The 19,144-nt window shown below is 37.0% G+C and carries 13 protein-coding genes; 6 read left to right on the top strand and 7 right to left on the bottom strand.

Going from position 1 to position 19,144, the window contains the following annotated elements:
• Positions 1–113 precede the first annotated feature (113 nt).
• From GQO39_RS00385 to GQO39_RS00360, 6 genes are all read left to right on the top strand, one after another.
• Entirely contained in the window at positions 114–1,616 is a 1,503-nt protein-coding gene (locus tag GQO39_RS00385; RefSeq protein WP_156850465.1) for a Do family serine endopeptidase, read from the top strand.
• 81 nt (positions 1,617–1,697) lie between these two features.
• On the top strand, positions 1,698–2,384 hold the full coding sequence (locus GQO39_RS00380; RefSeq protein WP_156850464.1) for a response regulator transcription factor: 687 nt from the start codon (positions 1,698–1,700) through the stop codon (positions 2,382–2,384).
• Positions 2,381–3,763, top strand: a complete 1,383-nt coding sequence (locus GQO39_RS00375) for a sensor histidine kinase (protein ID WP_007553034.1) — start codon at positions 2,381–2,383, stop codon at positions 3,761–3,763. The genes GQO39_RS00380 and GQO39_RS00375 overlap by 4 nt, the downstream gene beginning before the upstream one ends.
• A 98-nt stretch (positions 3,764–3,861) precedes the next feature.
• Positions 3,862–6,786 carry a bifunctional [glutamine synthetase] adenylyltransferase/[glutamine synthetase]-adenylyl-L-tyrosine phosphorylase gene (locus GQO39_RS00370; protein ID WP_156850463.1) on the top strand — a complete coding sequence of 975 codons (2,925 nt, stop codon included), beginning with the start codon at positions 3,862–3,864 and terminating at the stop codon, positions 6,784–6,786.
• Positions 6,787–7,358: 572 nt separating this feature from the next.
• The gene (locus tag GQO39_RS00365; protein ID WP_156850462.1) at positions 7,359–8,192 is read left to right on the top strand and encodes an outer membrane protein; all 834 of its coding nucleotides are present in this window, start codon (positions 7,359–7,361) and stop codon (positions 8,190–8,192) included.
• A 1,597-nt stretch (positions 8,193–9,789) separates the two neighbouring features.
• Entirely contained in the window at positions 9,790–10,314 is a 525-nt protein-coding gene (locus GQO39_RS00360; RefSeq protein ID WP_156850461.1) for a methylated-DNA--[protein]-cysteine S-methyltransferase, read from the top strand.
• A 7-nt stretch (positions 10,315–10,321) separates the two neighbouring features.
• Here GQO39_RS00360 and GQO39_RS00355 read toward each other — a convergent pair whose 3' ends face one another.
• The 7 genes from GQO39_RS00355 to thiS all read right to left on the bottom strand — a co-directional run bounded on the left by GQO39_RS00355 (position 10,322) and on the right by thiS (position 19,143).
• Positions 10,322–12,643 (bottom strand): ATP-binding protein, encoded by a 2,322-nt coding sequence (locus tag GQO39_RS00355; protein ID WP_156850460.1) that lies wholly within the window; start codon positions 12,641–12,643, stop codon positions 10,322–10,324.
• 287 nt (positions 12,644–12,930) lie between these two features.
• Entirely contained in the window at positions 12,931–15,558 is a 2,628-nt protein-coding gene (gene pepN / locus GQO39_RS00350) for an aminopeptidase N (protein WP_156850459.1), read from the bottom strand.
• An 80-nt stretch (positions 15,559–15,638) separates the two neighbouring features.
• On the bottom strand, positions 15,639–16,466 hold the full coding sequence (locus GQO39_RS00345) for a uracil-DNA glycosylase (RefSeq protein WP_156850458.1): 828 nt from the start codon (positions 16,464–16,466) through the stop codon (positions 15,639–15,641).
• 350 nt (positions 16,467–16,816) lie between these two features.
• The gene (locus GQO39_RS00340; RefSeq protein WP_156850457.1) at positions 16,817–17,575 is read right to left on the bottom strand and encodes a hydroxymethylpyrimidine/phosphomethylpyrimidine kinase; all 759 of its coding nucleotides are present in this window, start codon (positions 17,573–17,575) and stop codon (positions 16,817–16,819) included.
• Positions 17,566–18,171: a thiamine phosphate synthase gene (locus GQO39_RS00335; protein WP_007553025.1), complete on the bottom strand. Its 606-nt coding sequence runs from the start codon at positions 18,169–18,171 to the stop codon at positions 17,566–17,568. Before GQO39_RS00335 ends, GQO39_RS00340 begins: the two co-directional genes overlap by 10 nt.
• Positions 18,168–18,941, bottom strand: a complete 774-nt coding sequence (locus GQO39_RS00330; protein WP_156850456.1) for a thiazole synthase — start codon at positions 18,939–18,941, stop codon at positions 18,168–18,170. The genes GQO39_RS00335 and GQO39_RS00330 overlap by 4 nt, the downstream gene beginning before the upstream one ends.
• Before the next feature lie 4 nt (positions 18,942–18,945).
• Positions 18,946–19,143, bottom strand: coding sequence for a sulfur carrier protein ThiS (gene thiS / locus GQO39_RS00325; protein WP_156850455.1), 198 nt, complete (start codon positions 19,141–19,143; stop codon positions 18,946–18,948).
• Between the last annotated feature and the right edge of the window lies 1 nt (position 19,144).

Raw genomic sequence — 19,144 nt, 5'->3', positions numbered from 1 at the left:
TGACCTTAAACCTTACAAAACTTTAACAATTTAGACAGAAAACGGTAAGGTCTACTATTTTATAAGAGATCGAAATTGGCATAAAAATATGATTAAATAGGAGCATATACCAAATGGTAAAAAAAACTTTCTCTAAAACATTAGTCGCAGTGAGTTTTTCTGCGGTGTTGGGAGGTGCACTGTTTTTTAGTGGATGTGGATCGAGCTTATGGACGACAGCAGTTCATGCAAATCCTGTATTTACTTCGTCAATGCAACAGCAGGGATTTGCAGATATTGTTTCTCAAGTAAAACCTGCGGTTGTTACAGTGCACGTGAAGGGCAATAAAAGGAAAAAAGAGTGGTTCTTTAACAATTTTTTTAGTGGTCCAGCTATTAACGAATTACCAGATCAACATCCTTTGAAAAGATTTTTTAAAGAGTTTTATGATTTTGATAAGCCTAAATCGTCGCGTTCACATAAACTCCATTCTGTAGCTTATGGATCAGGATTTTTTATCTCGTCTGATGGCTATATTGTGACCAATGATCATGTGATTTCTGAAGGTACAAGCTATTCTGTTGTTCTTGATGATGGTACAGAGTTGAATGCGAAACTCATTGGGGCAGATCCACGAACCGACCTTGCAGTATTGAAAGTAAATGACAAAAGAAAATTTTCGTATGTTGATTTTGGTGATGATTCAAAGCTTCGCGTAGGTGATTGGGTTGTAGCTATTGGTAATCCATTTGGTTTTGGTGGAACTGTGACAGCGGGTATTGTTTCGGCACATGGACGAGAGATTGGCGCTGATGTTTATGATGATTTTATTCAAATTGATGCTGCTGTTAATCGGGGAAACTCAGGTGGTCCAACTTTTGATCTGAATGGCAAGGTTGTTGGCGTTAATACATCGATTTATTCTCCTTATGGGGGGAATATTGGTATTGCTTTTGCTATTCCGGCAGCGACAGCAAAACAGGTTGTGCAACAACTTATCGAAAAAGGCTCAGTCCAGCGTGGTTGGCTTGGGGTTCAGATTCAGCCTGTGACGAAAGAGATTTCTGATTCAATGGGTTTGAAAGAGGCCAAAGGTGCTTTAGTTACTGATCCGTTAAAAGGACCAGCAGAAAAGGCTGGTATTAAGGCAGGTGATGTCATTATCTCAGTAAATGGTGAAAAGATTGCTGGTACTCGTGAACTGGCGAAGCGTATTGCAAATATTAGACCGGGAGAAACAGCAACTTTGGGTATTGTGAGATCTGGTAAAGAGAATAGTATCAAGGTTAAGCTTGATTCAATGCCTGAAGGTAAAGATAAGAAAGAAGTGTCAAAATATTCAAATGAACGCAGTAATTCAGATGAAACGTTGGAAGATTATGGTTTGATTGTAGCGCCTTCTGATGATGGTGTAGGATTGGTTGTAACTGATGTAGATTCAGATTCAGATGCTGCAGATAAAGGAATAAAACCTGGTGATGTGATTGTGACAGTGAATAATAAGCCTGTTAAAAGGGCTTCTGATATTACTGATACAATCAAAAGTGCGCAAAATCTAGGACGACCAGCCATACTCTTACAAGTGCGAACAAATGGTCAAAGTCGTTTTGTTCCCCTTCCAATTTTCAAAAAATAATATTTTGTTGATGTAGGATAGAAGTTTTTTTAGATTTCTGTCCTACAACGCAACTTGATAAAATAACGGAGATGCCGTTTTATGAAGATACTCGTTATCGAAGATGATCGTGAGACGGGGCGTTATCTCGAAAAAGCTTTTTTTGAAGCAGGACATTCAGTTGATGTTGCATATGATGGGGATACTGGATATGCATTAGCGGAAACAGAAAATTATGATGTGATGGTTATTGACAGAATGCTTTTGCATCGTGATGGACTGTCTATTATTACTGAATTACGAGCTAAAGGCAATGAAACACCAGTTCTCATCCTTTCTGCTTTAGGGCAAGTGAATGATCGTGTGATGGGTTTGCGTGCAGGGGGTGATGATTATTTGACAAAGCCTTATGCTTTTTCTGAGCTTCTTGCTCGTGTTGAAGTGTTACAACGTCGGAAAAATCCTAAAGAGGCTGAAACGGTTTATTGCGTGGGTAATCTTGAGCTTAATCGGTTAGCACATACAGTGAAACGGGGTGATAGAAATATTGTATTACAACCACGAGAGTTTCGTTTACTTGAATATTTAATGCGATATGCTGGCCAAGTTGTTACACGCACTATGCTTTTGGAAAATGTTTGGGATTACCATTTTGATCCGCAAACAAATGTCATTGATGTTCATATATCCCGTTTGAGAGCAAAAATTGAAAAAGATTTTGATGCTCCACTGCTCCATACTGTGCGTGGAGCTGGATATATGCTGAAAGCGTCAGATAACAAAACATGAATCGTTTGATCAATATAATGCGTACAACTGCGCTAAGGCTTTCAGCACTTTATGTTTTATTATTTGGGTTAGTTGCAACAGGACTCACTATTTATATGACGGCATTTTCTGCTTCGTTGTTAATGGAGCAAACAGAACAGGCTTTAAATGAAGAATTAAAGTATATTGAAAATGCTTATCATTATGGTGGGCTCTCTTTATTAATGCGTACTATTGATTATCGTTCACGACAACCGGGAGCTTTTCTTTATCTTGTTACTGACCCTATGGGGCGCGTTTTAGCAGGTAATGTTGCGCGTATTGAGTTCGGTCTTTTGAACCGTAGTGGCTTTATTGCAAATTCTTTTTTGTATTCACGTTTTGGAGAACATGGCAAAACAAGTGAACATCGCGCTTTGGCAATAGTTGTTGATTTGCCCAATGCGATGAAGATTCTTATAGGTCGGGATTTGGATGAACCAGAACGTTTTGCAGCGGTTATTCGTAAAGCAGTCATGATTGCTCTTGCGGCAATGGTTGGAGGGGCCTTACTCATATGGTTTTTTGTTGGTAGGCGAGCATTGCAAAGAATTGATCACGTTACAGCGGCATCACAACGCTTGATGGATGGTGATTTCAGTGGGCGTTTGCCTGTTTCTGGGGTGGGTGATGAGTTTGATCGATTGTCTGCTAATCTTAATGTTATGTTAGACCGCATTGAAGAATTAAATATTGGTTTGCGTCAAGTATCGGATAATATTGCCCATGATCTTAAAACACCGCTGACACGCCTTAGAAATCGCGCTGAAGAAGCGCTTTCGGGGCAAAAGACAAAGCTTGAATATCGTCAGGCACTTGACGGTATCATCATTGAATCAGATCAACTTATTCGTACTTTTAATGCTATTTTGATGATTTCACGTATTGAAGCTAGCAGTACAATTGAGCATCTTGAGATTATGAATATGAAATTGATCCTTGAAGATGCCGTTGAACTTTATGAGCCTTTTGCTGAAGAGTCGGGTGTTCTTTTGCGGTTAGGGGATACATTTGATAAAGAGCTTAGATTGAATCGTGAGCTTATTGCACAATCGATTTTTAATCTTATAGATAATGCTATTAAATATGCGTCTAAGGATGGAAGAAAGGCGAAGGTTTGCTTATCGATGGAATATCGTGGTGAACATTTGTTGGTTGTTGTGAGTGATAATGGTCCAGGAATTGCAGCGGATAAACGTGAAAAAGTAACAGAACGCTTTGTTCGGCTTGAAGAAAGTCGAACACAGCCTGGTTTTGGTATTGGTTTAAGTATAGCAAAAGCGGTTATGAAGCTTCATGGAGGAGAGCTGTTGCTTGAAAATGCAAATCCAGGGCTTAGGGCTGTTTTATTATTTCCTTAAAGGTATGTTTTCTTCATTATTTGATTTTAATATCTATGACTATTTTCCTTTTGCGTATAATACAGTGGAAAGATGAAATGCTTTTCAGGGGAATGTAGATGAAAAGTGCTTTTTTTAAAACACACCTCCTTCCTTTATGCCCCCTTGATGAGAGTGGCTCTCAATGGCTGAGAGACATTGAAGAACAAGCAAGGAAAGAAAATTTAGAATCGCTTGTTTCCACTATTTTAGATAAGGGAGAGCAGATTGAATTCATAAGTGCGGTTATGACCTTATCTCCTTTTTTGCGCGAGGTTTTGATCGCCAATCCATCGTATCTTGCTCCCTTATTGAATGTTAATATAGAAACAAGGTTGAGCGAAATCATAGATGGTATTGCAGCCATTGATAAGAATGAATCTATAAATGAAACTTCATTGATGGCTAATTTAAGGAGAAAAAAATGTGAAGCACATGTCCTCATTGCTTTAGCTGATTTAAGTGGTGTTTTTACTTATGAAATTTCATGTACTTGGATGACACGTCTAGGAGAAGCAGCATTAGGTGTTGCTCTACGTTTTCTTTTAAGAGAGGCACACGATCATGGTAAGATAAATTTGTCGAACCGTGATGATCCAGAAAAAGATTGTGGTTTAATCATTTTAGGTATGGGAAAATTGGGAGCAGGAGAACTTAATTATTCTTCCGATATTGATCTTATTGTTTTTATTGATGAAATGTCACCTCATATTGGTAATCTTTCTGAGAGTATCGATGTATTCTCTAAAATAGTACGCCGATTGATCCGTATCATTCAAGAACGCACTGCGGAAGGATATGTTTTCCGTCTCGATTTTCGGCTTCGACCAGATCCAAGTTCAACTCCTTTGGCTTTACCAGTAAGAACTGCGTTGCGTTATTACGAGAGTCGAGGACAAAATTGGGAACGGGCTGCTATGATTAAAGCACGTCCAGTCGCTGGCGATAAAAGGGCAGGATTTAACTTTCTCAAAGAGCTTTTTCCTTATGTATGGCGGAAATATTTAGATTATGCAGCTATCGCTGATATTCATTCGATAAAACGTCAAATTCATGCATATAAAAATTATGGTCAAATTGCTGCTTATGGTCATAATGTAAAATTAGGGCGAGGGGGTATTCGTGAAATTGAGTTTTTTGTTCAGACACAACAGCTCATTGCGGGTGGTCGCTTTCCTCAATTGCGTGGACGTCAGACAGTTGCAATGTTATCAGAACTTCATACGCTTGGTTGGATTAGTGAAAAAACGAGAGATAGCCTTGTAAAAAGTTATGCTTTTTTACGAAATGTGGAACACCGTATTCAGATGCTTGCAGATGAACAAACGCATCTTCTCCCCAATGATGTTTCTCAATTTACGAGTGTTGCATATTTGATGGGCTATCAAGAGAGTGGCAGCTTTATCCGCGATTTATTAAAAACGCTTCAAGTTGTTGAAAAACATTATGCGGCACTGTTTGAGAACGAGAAAGAACTTGGTTTAGAAATTGGCAATTTAGTTTTTACAGGTGAAGAAGATGATCCAGAGACATTAATAACATTAAGTCGTTTAGGTTTTGAAAGAGCGAGTGATATTTGTCGTATCATGCGCACACTCCATTGTGGGCGTTATAAAGCAACACAATCTGCGGAAGCGCGTGAGAGATTAACAGAATTAACTCCCGCGCTTTTAAAAGCTTTTGGCGCGACAAAACGAGCTGATGAAGCAATGTTGTGTTTTGATAGTTTTCTACAGGGGCTACCGTCAGGAATTCAGCTTTTTAGTCTTTTGCAGTCGAATCCTTCTCTTTTGGAGATGTTAGTGCTTATCATGGGAGCTGCTCCACGTCTTGCAGAAATTATTACACGTAAACCACATGTTTTTGATGGAATGTTAGATCCAACCATTTTTTCAGAATTGCCTACCAAAACGTATCTAGAAAAACGGCTTGAATGTTTTCTTGAAGATGTTCTTTCTCATGAAGAAATTCTTGACCATTTAAGAATTTTTGCTGATGAGCAACGTTTTTTGATTGGTATTAGAATTTTAAATGGTGCCATTACAGGAGAGAGAGCAGGTTTTGCATTTACTGCGCTTGCTGATCTTATGATAGCAAAAACTTTTTCTGTAGTTAAAAAGGAATTCTCGCGTCTTCATGGTAATGTTAAAGGAGGACGTGTTGGCATACTGGGGATGGGGAAGCTTGGAAGTCGTGAATTAACTGCTGGTTCGGATGTGGATCTTATTGTGCTTTATGAACATGATGAGGATGCGGAAATATCTGATGGAAAAAAGCCTCTTTTTATCCCTCAATATTATACCCGTTTCACACAGCGCTTGGTCGCAGCTTTATCTACTCTTACAAATCAGGGAGTTCTTTATGCTGTTGATTTAAGATTGCGTCCGTTAGGCAATAAGGGGCCTGTTGCTGTTTCTTTTCAATTTTTTAAGAAATATTATCGCAAGGAAGCATGGATATGGGAACATCTTGCTTTGACTCGAGCACGAGGTGTTGCGGGGGATCATGATTTTTTACAAAAGTTAGAAAATGAAGTTTGTGCAATTATTTCTTTTTCTCGTAATAAGAAGAATGTAGCAAAAGCAGTATGTGAAATGCGTACTTTGATTGAAAAAGAAAAACCGCCAGAGAATCGATGGGATTTGAAAACGATGCCTGGCGGTATCATGGATCTGGAGTTTATTGCTCAATTTGCTCTTATTACGCATGTGATTGCGTTTCAAATTGGAGCGACTACGGTGGAGACTTTGTCTCGATTACCAAATAGTTTTCTTAATCAGATGTTTATTTCTGATTTACTCCATGCCTATAGCCTCTATACAAATTTGAGCCAAATTATACGACTTTGCTTGAATGCTTCTCTTGATCCCAATGATATGCCACTCGGATTAAGTGACCTTTTGTTAAATAGCGTTGGAGAACCTGATTTACTTCGTGTTGAAAAGTTAATCGAGGAAACTGGGCAATCAGTATATTCAATTTTTACACAAATAATGAAATATTGAATTTATTTTAAATAATATATTTTATTATATATAGTTTTTAATGAATAATTATTATTTGTTATCTTTTTTCATTAATGCAATGCGCATTATAATAATATTGCTCATTTATAGAAAGAAGCATATCAAGTGAGATGCTTTTATGCGCTCAGAGATGTTACAAAGTTTTTTAGGAAAAACGAACAATATCGTTTTTATTCTATAAATTGAGGCAAAATGTTACAAAAAATTGTAGGCTATGTATCATTCTTTATTCCACTGCTGATGACGGAAATACATTGAGAAAGGTGAGAGAAGAATCTTTATTGACCACGTTAAAGAATCTCTTTTTCTTTTTAAGATTTATATTACGACTATGTTTATAACGTTGGAAAATAATGAGATATACGAGGCGAATGAAAGCTTATGAGAATTCTATTGAAGGAAAGACTATATAAAATCTAAATATTAAAATACGATTTTTAAATAGATATGTTATTTTTTTTATAACTGTATCATTTTTACTACATATTTTTTGAAAAAAATATGAAAATATTTACCTATTATTTTGTTATTTAGCTTTTAGGGGAGCAATTATGATTACAAAATATTTAATCACAACATCTATTTTTTCTTTAACTTTAGTTTCTGCAATACAGGCGGCGGATGTTACTATACCAGAGCAGCCGGTCCCTGTTGTTGCATCTCCTGCTTTTTCTTGGACAGGGGTTTACTTGGGAAGCAAAATTGGTGGTTTTTCCAGTAAAAATACTTTAAGTTATTTGAAAGATGAGAGTAATACAGAAAAATGGACTCCAGTAGACAAGGAATTTTTACCTAAACTTTCTGGTTTCATAGGTGGTATTTATGCCGGTTTCAATATTGATATCGAGAATGGCTTTATTATAGGTATCGATACGGATGTGATTTTGTCTGATAAAAAGGATACGAAAGATGTCAAACCACCGAGTGAAAAGAAAAACAGAGTAGTATCGGAAGATGCAGAGGGTGTAGCGCTCAGAGCAATATATCAAAGGGAAGAAGAAGTAGCAGTTACGAAAAGTGTGCAACATACTTTAAAGCAAAAATGGTCTGGTGCTGCGCGGGTACGAGTTGGTTTTGCTATTGATCGTATGATGCCTTATATTGCAGGAGGGATTGCTTACGCGCAACTTCAAAATACTTTTAAGCTAAAGGAAGCTGATACAAAAAATAGGGCAATGGGTTTTTCTGAGTCATTGCATGATGAAAAAAAGACGATGGTTGGCTATACCCTTGGAGGTGGTGTTGATTTTGCAATGACTGATAATATTATTATGCGTGCAGAATATCGTTATTCAGATTTTGGCAAAAAGAAATTTGCCCATGAAAGAACTGAATTAGGTTATAAGACGAATGACTTTCGCGTTGGTGTCGCGTACAAATTCTAATTTATTGTAAGATAACTATTAAAGAGCTCCATTTTCGAATGGGGCTTTTATTTTTTCGTTATCATAAAATATTTCATTTAGATAAAAAACAAAGAGCACAAATATAGGGAATTTTTAAATAACAGGATTACTATTGTAATATGCCTCAACAGATATAATAGCATTGACATAACCTATGTAAACAGTTTTGCGAAGTGATGATAGAAAAAATAAGAGTGTCATTCAAGAGATGAATGAAGAAAAGAAATCAGTGTTATATAATGCTATATTAAAATAGAAAATATATTATATTTTATAATTATAACCTTTATTAAGAATAATATTAAGAATAAAAAGATACTTTTTATCAAAATATGGATTGACGCGTGAATAGTTTTTTTCAGAATGAGTTAAATACAGTTTTATAATTCACCTTAATTCAAGATTCGTAGAACAACATTGGGGGAGGGGAAATATAATGGTAGTGCTGTTTTGTTATTCCACGAATGTGAGAGATAGTTGTATAAGTAGATCTTGCATATATCATTATAGGTATCGCTAGGAAGAGAATTGAAAGAAAAGTCTAAGAGCTCTTTCAAACATGCTGTTGTATAGGGAGAGACTGATTGACAGGGAATAGCGTACGCACCTTATGAATAAATAATGTTATAAAACACAAAATATATCAGTTATTGATTGAAAAAAAGTGATAGCCTTCTATCAAACTTTTAGCGAAACAACAATATACTTGTTGCTTTATGTTTGATTATTCTTATAGATATTTTTATACGTTTCTTGCGAACATATTCATGAATATTGGATTGCGAAGAATATATTGACCACTCTGATTGGTGGTATGAAAGGAAGGCAATAGCGTAATGCTTTTAGTTTCTTGAGTGAGTTTAAATGAGGATTCTGGAGCACATGCATCTGTGCTATCTATCGATGAACTCTTCTTTTCTTTTTGTAATTGTTCTCTCATGTTAGCGAATGGCATGGAACAATATCAAAACATATTAACTTCTATCTAGTATACAAAAGCTGTTAAAGTGGAAAGTACTCAATCATTTCAATCTTTGTTTCAAATAAGCTTAAGTTTCTTAAGCTCTCTATGACTTTTATAAAAAAGAGCAGTTGAGACTATTAAGGGCAATACCAGCAATTCAATAAGATACGTAAAAAAGATACTTGCTTTTAAAGCAGTATATGAGATTATTTATTAAAATAATAATATGCTATTATACCAAGAAATTGATGTACAACTGTAAAAGAAATTTTATTCAGTTACTTGCATTATTTATAAAAATTTTATGCTCTATCATATAGAATACTTCTGAGATGTGGCTAATACAGAGGCATTTTAGGAATTTCACTCTTTCAGAAAATCTTTTATGTTTTTTAATGTAAAGCTGATTGATAATCCTTATCAAAAGATAAGCAAATTGTTAGAGCCTTAGGTAAAAGTACTTACTGCATTTGTTCTAATATGCTAGAGTTTTACACTTTAAGATCATCATCATTTGGTCCCATATAGTTATGAGGCTTCAGACATAAAAGATAGCTTATCTTTATTTCATTTGCTGTATTCATAATCTTTTAAAAATATAAAAAAGTCAAAATGCCGAACATTCCCAAAAAGAAAATATTTTGTCTGAAAAATGTTTCAATAGGAGAGCTTCTGGTGGTCAAATCCCATAAAGGGATTTGTAATATAATGTTGGGAGACACTACAGAACAATTATTACAAGAATTTACGGTATGCTTTGATGATGTACAACAAGTAGATGATGATGACACATTTAAGAAAGAAGTTGCACATATCGTCGCAATGATAGAAACGCCTAAGTTGGTAAGACGACATAATTTTCCCTTAGATATAAAGGGCACAATCTTTCAGCAGAAAGTATGGATGGTATTATGTGGAGTGCCATGTGGTGAAACAATTTCATATGAGGCGTTAGCGCAACGTATTGGTATACCAAAGGCTTTTCGTGCGGTTGCTAATGTATGTGAGCGTAACGAATTGGCATTAATCATTCCCTGCCATCGTGTGGTGCGTAAGAATGGTTTTATCTCTGGATATTGTTGGGGTTTTAGGTGGAAACAGATTTTTCTACAACGGGAACAAGGGAGAAAAATTTAAAATGAATTTAACTTTGTTTGATAGGCATTGTAATGGTTACAGTTGTACCTTTCATTTCTTTAGAGATAATTTCAAGTTTTCCTTTGTGTAGTTCTAGCAAGGAACGCGAAATGGCTAAGCCAAGTCCTGAGCCTGCATGGGTTTTAGTAAGTTGATTTTCAACCTGTTCAAAAGGTTGTCCGAGTTTTTTGATGGCTGATTGAGGAATGCCAACTCCTGTATCTTTAATTTTACAAACAAAGTTATTCTTTTTCTTGAAAGCGCAAACATTAATATTGCCGCCAGAAGGTGTAAATTTAACAGCATTAGAGATGAGATTAAGGAAGATCTGTTTCATGGCACGGCTATCAACTTCTGCGTAGAGTTCTGAAGCAATATTTGTTGTAACAGAAATATTTTTTTCTTGAGCTTGGGGTGTAAGAGTGCGCGCCGCTTCACTGATGATGGGCTCAAGATTAGTACTTTTACAATCAAGGGTAAATTTTCCAGCTTCGATTTTAGACATATCAAGGATATCATTGATAAGGGTTAGAAGATGAGCTCCTGAATTGTAAATATCATGCATATATTCTTTATAACGTTGCGAGCCGAGAGGACCAAAGGTAGATTGCAACATGATATCTGAAAAGCCGAGAATAGCGTTAAGTGGAGTGCGCAATTCATGAGACATATTGGCTAAAAATTCTGATTTTGCTTTGTTAGCACTTTCAGCACGCTCTTTTTCTGCCTTGAGACTTTTATTAAGCTTTTCAACTTCTGTGGCACGTTGTTGGGCACTTCCTCGAGCACGTTTGAGTTCTTGAATAAAAGAAAAAAGGCGTCTTTCACTGTCTTCAAATTTTTCTTGTTGTTGTTTAAGTTCAGAAATATCTGTACCAATGCAAACAAGTCCTCCATCTTGAGTCCGCCGTTCATTAATTTTGAGCCAACAACCATCTGCTGTTTGGCGAATGCTGGTTAAGTTACCAGAACCATCATCTTTGAGGGGATATTCACTGATTGCAGGGCGGGATATTGCTTCGACGGTTGCACGCTGGATTCCTGATTGTAGAACCTGCTTAGGAATAGCTGAATATTCGCAAAATTTGCTGTTGGACATGACTAAACGCCCTTCTGAATCCCATAAGACAAAAGATTCCGAAATATTTTCAATCGCATCACGGATACGAAGGTCGGCTTGCGCTGTTTCTTCTGCGAGTTGACGTTGTTCACTAATATCGAAGGCAATACCAACTAAATGGGGTTCCTCTTCATCTGTAACTTCAGCACGAATACGCATCCATACATAATGACCATCGGCATGACGCATGGGGACATTAATATCGATATGCTTTTTTTTACCACTCATTAATTCCTGAGCAAGATCAAAAAAATTAGCATCGTTTGGGTTAATAATAGCGGTAATTTGAGAAATTGAGAGCAGTGCGTCTTGAGGCAGGTAGCCGAGCATTTCGTACATTGCTTGCGACCAGTAAACACGTCCGCTTGCCATATTCCAATCCCACAGTCCACAGCGTCCACGCATCATTGCCATATCAATACGATTTTGAATTTTTTCTGAAATCAAATCCGTATTGCGTGCTCGTACGATTTGATTGTAATAAGCATAGAGAAGAGTTAAAATAACACTGGTAGTTCCTAGAAAAAGGACCATATTTAACGAGAAAAACTTGCGCCATCCCATGTAGGTATGTTGCGTTTTTTCACTGATGAAGACACCATATTGTCCATTGTCTGTTTGGTAAAACGAAGCGAGAGCTGGTTCATCTCTTCCTATTGTGATTTGCATTGCACCGGCGTGTTGTCCAAGAGACTGTAAAGCAATGCTCTCAGGGGTAAAATCTTGTAAGGGTTTTCCTAAAATGATCTCTGAACTTGATGAGGCTAAGACATTGCCCTTTTGATCTACTATAGCAATAACAGTGTTGGTATTGATAAGACCTTGGTTACGAAAATTGGTAAGGATATTTTGCAAATGATGATGAGAAAGAACAGAAGCTTTTTTTTGCTGAGTGGCGGCAAGTAAGTCACGATCAATGATATTGCTAACATGAGAAGCTAAGAGAGTGATGGTAGAACGTGTACTTTTATCAATCGTATGGCGCCAATCATAGATTGATGTGAAGCGAATTGCTGCAAGCACAACAAGAAATATACTAATAATAAATGGAAGTGAACGCCGCAGCCAAGGTTCAATGAAGAGAAGTTTTTGATAGGCTGAATCCGAAAGCAGATTGACATACACTGTGCGCACCTTGTGGTTTTTGGTGCTCGGTTTTGCAGCGGCGTGCATCTCTGATGGCGCATTATATGCGTCCAATTTAGCCATTTTAAGTTCCTCTAATTATGGAATAATATGACTGAAAAACTGTTTCAGTATTCATAATAAAACTCCATGACCGCAATGAATCAAAACAGGAGTCTTCTGTCCAGTCTTTTTTTTAGAAAAAGTAATTTTACTGCTTCTAAGCACGGAGTATGAAAATGAAAAAAAAGCTAACATTATCCATAAACAGGCTTAAATTATCTGTTTATGGTGTTATTGTTACTGAAGAACTACTTTGATGTTATTTCATCAATAAGAATATAATACATTGATTATAAATACTTTTTCTTTTAAGCAAGGATGCGAGTGATGATATCTGCTACATCGTTTGACAATTGAGGAGCTGCTGCAATTGTTTTTAATGCGGTTTCAAGCTTTTGTTGCCGAACAGGCTCTAATTGTCGCCAAGAACGCATTATTGTGAGTAATCGCGAAGCAAGTTGAGGATTTTTTTTGTCAATTTCCAAAATGATTTGGCAAAGAAAATCATAGGATGCACCATCAACCCTATTAAAACCTGTTAGGTTATTAGAAGCAAAGACACCAATTAAGGCTCGTACACGATTGGGATTATCTTGTGAAAAGAGCGGATGCTTTATAAGTTTTTGAACATGGTCAAGTGTTGATGCTCCTGCAATCATTGCTTGAATGGAAAACCATTTATCCATGACTAAAGGATCATGCCTATATCGGTTTTCAAAATCATTTAAGGCATTTTGTGCCTGCTTACTTTTGTTAAAATGCTGCACTAAAATTGTTATACTTGCCATGCGGTCAGTCATATTATCAGCTTTTGCATATTGCATGGCAGAACGGTTTGGTTGGGCTTCGGCAATGGAAAGATAATCTAGCACAATATTCCGTAACGCTCGTTTCCCAGTTTGCGTAGTGTTTGGTGAATAGGGCTCATGAATTTCCATTTGCATATAAACTTTTGTGAAGAGCTCTTGATGTGTATGCGCGAGTGAAGTTAAAAACTGATTGCGCACAGAATGGATACGATCCGGATCAACATTTTTACCAATTGTGTGAGCAAGCTCAATTTCGCTGGGTAAATTTAAACAAAATGCGCGAAACTCTGGTTCAAGACTTTCATCTTTAAGGATGTTTTCAATCAATTTGAGCAAAGAGGAAGGCATACCTTCTTTTGCTTGTGTTTTATCTTGAATAGCTTGAATCAGAGCTTGCATCATCAAATGATCAAGTGACTGCCAACGATTAGGTTGATTGCTATCATTTTTGGCAAGAAAGATCAGCTCGTTTTCATTGAACGGAGTTTGTAGATTGATAGGTGCAGAGAAATCTCTAAGCAGTGATAAAACGGGTTTTTCATTCAGTCCCCTTAATGTGAACGTTTGGTTTTCTTTATAGAGAAACATAACATCTGATTGAATATCTGCATCAGCCTCATAGATGAGAGATTCTCCATTTTTTCCTAAGAGATCAAAAGTGATAGGGATAAGCATAGGCTTTTTTGTTTTTTGTTGCGGTGTTGCTGGAATATGTTGTTTTGCATGAATCGTCAAAGTACCATCGCTATAATGGTGGTCTATTTCCACATTAGGCGTTCCTGCTTGTTCATACCACAGCATGAATTGTGAAAAGTCTCTACCAGAGACTTCAGCAAAACAGGTGATAAAATCTTCAATTGTGCAAGCTTGCCCATCATGACGTTGAAAATAGAGATCCATTCCTTTACGAAAGAGAGCAGGACCTAAAATGGTATGCACCATGCGAACGACTTCTGCACCTTTCTCATAAACGGTTGTGGTGTAAAAGTTGTTGATTTCGCTATATTGACGAGGCCGTACAGGATGAGCAAGCGGACCAGCATCTTCGGCAAATTGTGTAGCTTTCAATATTTTTATGTTTTCAATTCGCTGTAGACTACGTACATTCTGATCTGAGGAAAATTCTTGATCACGGTAAACTGTTAGTCCTTCTTTTAAACAAAGTTGAAACCAATCACGGCAGGTAATACGATTACCGGTCCAATTATGGAAATATTCATGAGCAATGACACGTTCGATATTTCTATAATCATGATCGGTTGCTGTTTCAGGATCTGCAAGAACATATTTATCATTAAAGATGTTAAGCCCTTTGTTTTCCATTGCACCCATGTTAAAGTCCGAAACAGCAACAATATTGAAAACATCAAGGTCATATTCGCGTCCAAAACATTCTTCATCCCAACGCATGGAACGTTTGAGGGCGTCCATTGCATATGTTGCACGTTTGGTTTTTTCTCTTTCCACATAGATACCAAGTTTGATATGTCGACCAGATATAGTAGTAAAATAGTCTTCTAACTTATCAAGATCACCACCAACTAAAGCAAAGAGATAAGATGGTTTTGGATAAGGATCCTCCCAAAGAGCAAAATGACGATTATTCTCAAGAGTTCCTGTTTTCACGAGATTACCATTGGAAAGTAAGATAGGGATTGTTCGAGAATCTGCTTCGATTTTTACTGTATAAGTAGAAAGAATATCTGGGCGGTCGTAAAAATAAGTAATACGACGAAAACCTTCTGCTTCGCATTGTGTGCAATAAACACCATTCGAAAGATAAAGTCCCATGAGTTGGCGGTTGCTTTCAGGGTTTAGTTCCGTAACTAACTGCAATGTAAAAGGAGCCGTTGGTGGGGTAGTAATTTCTAAACGTGAAGGCGTGCTTTTATAAGCATTTTCAGACAATGTTTCGCCATTAATAGCAACAGAAATAAGAATAAGATCATCACCAGAAAGAACAAGAGGTGTTCTTTCTTTCGTATTTTGACGCGCTTCAATCAATAATATTGCCGTAACAAGGGTTTTTGTCGGTTGTAAAGAGAAGTGAAGTTGTGTTTTGGGGATAACATAAGGGGTTGGTTGGTAGTCTTCCAGACGATAAATGGGGACTGCTGATTGTTGCATAATTTTTTCCTGACTGTATTTTAAAAGTTAAAGACTTGAAAAAGCGTTTGTGTTTTGATGCAAGGGGTAGAATTAAGGAGTTACAAAAAGCTATCTAAGCGTTTTTTTACTTCTAAGAAGTCTATCCATGTGAGCTTTTTTTGACTGGGCGTTCGGAGCAGGTAAGCAGGGTGAAAAGTTGGCATAACAGGTATTTTTACGTTGTCTTCGCCTTCATAGGTAAGCCATTTCCCCCGTGTTCGGATAATTCCATTTTGAGCTCCCGTAAGAAACTGTGTAGCAACTCCTCCTAGTGCTATAAGAATACGAGGTTTAGCTAAATGAATTTGTCGTTCAATGAAAGGGCGGCATAATGCTACTTCTCTTGGTGTAGGCGTACGATTTCCTGGTGGGCGCCAAGGAATAGTGTTGGCTATGTAAACATTGTTTCTTGTTAAGCCAATTGATGCGAGGATTTTGTTCAGTAATATGCCCGCTTTTCCTACAAATGGAATTCCTTGTATATCTTCCTCTCGTCCTGGTGCTTCTCCTATGAGCATGAGCGAACTTCCTGCTGTTCCATCTGAAAAACAGGTATTTTTTGCTGTCAATTTTAATGAGCATCCATTAAATGCGAGGAGAGCAGATTTTAATTCATCAAGTGTATTCGCATTTTTTGCACTCTCTATAGCTGAAGGTTCACCTTGTATAATACTAGGAATAGACAGTGGATGATTGGATAACTTTATGGTTGGTGATGCTTGTTGATTATGAAAAGTGTTTATTGTTTGTGTTAGCTTTTTTTCTAAGGAAGCAGATTGACTAAAGCGATCGACAGGTGAATCTGTTAAGACAGCATCCGCACCACTTTCTTTATAAAAGTTTAAGAGTTCTTCATATGAGATTGAGCACTGTGTTCGATTTAACATTTTACTTTTTCTGATAATCTACCCCCTAGGAATAGAGCATATAACATTATCCTTCAAGATTTATGATGTGTTTTTTAGTAATTTATGTACCAAACAATGATAAGCCTCTTTATTTTAACAAAAAACACTGGAAAGTATTGGCAATTATATGCATTTTTCAAATACGTTGTCTTATCCATTAAGATGATATACCGAAACGGTCTACAATAAAATTTTTTAGCGTAAATATTCTTTTGTTATTAAGATAAATAATCCTGTAGTTATAAAGCTACATTAATTTTAAGAAAAAAACATATAAACTAAAAAATATAGCCAGAATATTTAAAAAATTGTGACATCGTATTAAGATTTTAATAACCTTTTTGGTTGTGATTTAACAGCAATGTTTGAATATATGCTTTTGCATTTTTAATAGCTTGAGTCATAGATTCATTTAATGCCAAATTGGCTGCAATAGCGCTTGAAAGGATGCAACCTGTGCCACGCATTGCCCCCGTCAAGCGGGGAGCGGAAATATTTATGATGTCAGTTTTATCAATGAAGCTATCTGTTGAAAGGGGGCCGTTTGCATGCCCACCTTTTATTAAGATAGAGCGTGGACCAAATGACAGCAGTTTTTTTGCTTGCTGTATTGCTTGCTTATGATGGGATGCCAGCGGACTTTGGCTAAGAATAGCGAGTTCTTCTCTATTGGGTGTTAAAAGATCAACGTGAGGGAGAAGTTTATTGATCATAATTTCTGTGATTTTTTCTGTTGTTAGTTTTCCTCCTGATGAGGCGGCAAGTACAGGATCAAGAATAACTGGAATATGAGGATAATCTTTGAGGACATGACAGATTGCTGTTACAATAGCTTTGGTCCCCGTCATACCGATTTTTATTGCGCTTATTGGATTCGCTTCTAAGGCACTGCGCATTTGCGCAGTGATAAGTTTTCCATGCATTGGAACAATTTCAGCAACATGATTATCATCTTGTACGTTAACGCAGGTGATAGCTAAATTTGCTTTTATTTGAAAATGTGCAGCTGTTTCTATATCACGGATAATACCGGCGCCTCCTGTTGGATCAGTTCCCGCAACAATGAGAATAGAAGGCTTCAACGCCATGCTTTTGTTACTTTTAACCACTGTTGGACACGCTGTTCAGGTTTTTTATGGAGGATAATATCGGTTACAACAGCAGCACTATTGGCTCCTGCTTTTAAAACACCAAGAGCGCGTTCTGGTGTTAAACCACCAATGCCCACTAAAGGTATAGCACCAATCCGTTTTCTCCATCGTTTGATTTTTTCTAGCCCTTGAGGTTTCCATTTCATTTCTTTTAAGATTGTTGGATAAATAGGACCAAGTGCAACATAGTCAGAATTAACAGAAAGTGCGATATCTAATTCCTGTTCATCATGTGTGCTAAGACCAAACCTTATACCATTTTTACGAATTGCAAGAAGATCAGCACTGCTTAAGTCTTCTTGTCCAAGATGAATGAAATTGCATTTTTCATCAATTGCTATTTCCCAATGATCATTAATGATTAATTGTATTCCCAATTTATCACATATATTTTTTGCATGCTTAATATGTTGACGGATTACTTTTAAATTTTCATTTTTCATGCGCAATTGTATGAGTTTGACTCCAAGAGGAATCAAACGTTCAACCCAATCAGCATTATCAACAATGAGATAGAATGGGTCCAGTTTCATGAAAAGACTGCTTTTCCAATAATTGGCGTTGAAGGAACTGCTGTGTCACGTGATTCGAGAAGTCCTGCTTTATATCCCATGCGCCCTGCCTGAACAGCTTTAGAAAACGCTTCAGCCATTAAGACAGGATCAGCTGATTTGGCAACTGCGGTGTTAAGAAGCACTGCATCATAACCAAGTTCCATAGCAACAGCAGCATGTGATGGGCGTCCAATGCCAGCATCAATAACAAGAGTAATATCAGGAAGGTAAGCGCGGATAGAACGCAATCCATCGGTATTATGAGGGCCTTTGGCAGATCCAATAGGAGCACACCAAGGCATTATGACTTGGCATCCAACATCTAAGAGCTTTTCAGCAACAATGAGATCATCTGTTGTATAAGCAAAAATTTTGAAACCTTCACTGTTTAAAATTTGTGCTGCTTCGATTAAGGAAAAAACATTTGGCTGTAAGGTATCGGGATTCCCAATAATTTCGAGTTTAATCCAAGATGTTTTAAAAAGATCGCGTGCAAGCTTTGCCGTTGTAATAGCTTCTTTAACAGTGTAACAACCAGCAGTATTGGGAAGTACTGTTATACCCAGTTCTGTAAGAAATTGCCAAAATTGTCCACCTTGTTTTCCACCTGCGGTTTCTCGACGCAACGCAACTGTTATAATTTCTGTATGAGATGTATGAATAGCATCACGAAGGATTGCTGGTGAAGGATATTGAGCCGTACCTAACATAAGACGAGAAGAGAATTTACGTCCATAAAGATCCAGCATAGTTTTAGCCCCCTTGCATTGGACTTAAAATTTCAATTTTATCTCCTTCATGCAAGACAAATTGGCTTCGTGCATTTACAGGAATAACTTCCGAATTAACAGCGGTTGCTAGCCAATTTCCTTCATAACCTAATTCTTTAAGTAAGAGATCGAGAGTGATAACCCCTGTTTGGATTTTTTCACCATTAACAAATATTTGCATG

The organism is Bartonella refiksaydamii (assembly GCF_902652675.1).
In the GTDB taxonomy this organism is placed as follows: domain Bacteria; phylum Pseudomonadota; class Alphaproteobacteria; order Rhizobiales; family Rhizobiaceae; genus Bartonella; species Bartonella refiksaydamii.
This window is presented reverse-complemented; position numbering and strand designations above follow the sequence as displayed.

Excerpts from the sequence above, each read along its gene's own strand:
- GQO39_RS00385 (WP_156850465.1), top strand. The coding sequence starts at position 114 with ATGGTAAAAAAAACTTTCTCTAAAACATTAGTCGCAGTGAGTTTTTCT.
- thiS (WP_156850455.1), bottom strand. The coding sequence starts at position 19,143 with ATGCAAATATTTGTTAATGGTGAAAAAATCCAAACAGGGGTTATCACT.
- GQO39_RS00355 (WP_156850460.1), bottom strand. The coding sequence starts at position 12,643 with ATGGCTAAATTGGACGCATATAATGCGCCATCAGAGATGCACGCCGCT.
- GQO39_RS00345 (WP_156850458.1), bottom strand. The coding sequence starts at position 16,466 with ATGTTAAATCGAACACAGTGCTCAATCTCATATGAAGAACTCTTAAAC.
- GQO39_RS00330 (WP_156850456.1), bottom strand. The coding sequence starts at position 18,941 with ATGCTGGATCTTTATGGACGTAAATTCTCTTCTCGTCTTATGTTAGGT.
- GQO39_RS00360 (WP_156850461.1), top strand. The coding sequence starts at position 9,790 with ATGCCGAACATTCCCAAAAAGAAAATATTTTGTCTGAAAAATGTTTCA.
- GQO39_RS00370 (WP_156850463.1), top strand. The coding sequence starts at position 3,862 with ATGAAAAGTGCTTTTTTTAAAACACACCTCCTTCCTTTATGCCCCCTT.
- GQO39_RS00375 (WP_007553034.1), top strand. The coding sequence starts at position 2,381 with ATGAATCGTTTGATCAATATAATGCGTACAACTGCGCTAAGGCTTTCA.
- GQO39_RS00365 (WP_156850462.1), top strand. The coding sequence starts at position 7,359 with ATGATTACAAAATATTTAATCACAACATCTATTTTTTCTTTAACTTTA.
- GQO39_RS00340 (WP_156850457.1), bottom strand. The coding sequence starts at position 17,575 with ATGGCGTTGAAGCCTTCTATTCTCATTGTTGCGGGAACTGATCCAACA.
- pepN (WP_156850459.1), bottom strand. The coding sequence starts at position 15,558 with ATGCAACAATCAGCAGTCCCCATTTATCGTCTGGAAGACTACCAACCA.
- GQO39_RS00335 (WP_007553025.1), bottom strand. The coding sequence starts at position 18,171 with ATGAAACTGGACCCATTCTATCTCATTGTTGATAATGCTGATTGGGTT.
- GQO39_RS00380 (WP_156850464.1), top strand. The coding sequence starts at position 1,698 with ATGAAGATACTCGTTATCGAAGATGATCGTGAGACGGGGCGTTATCTC.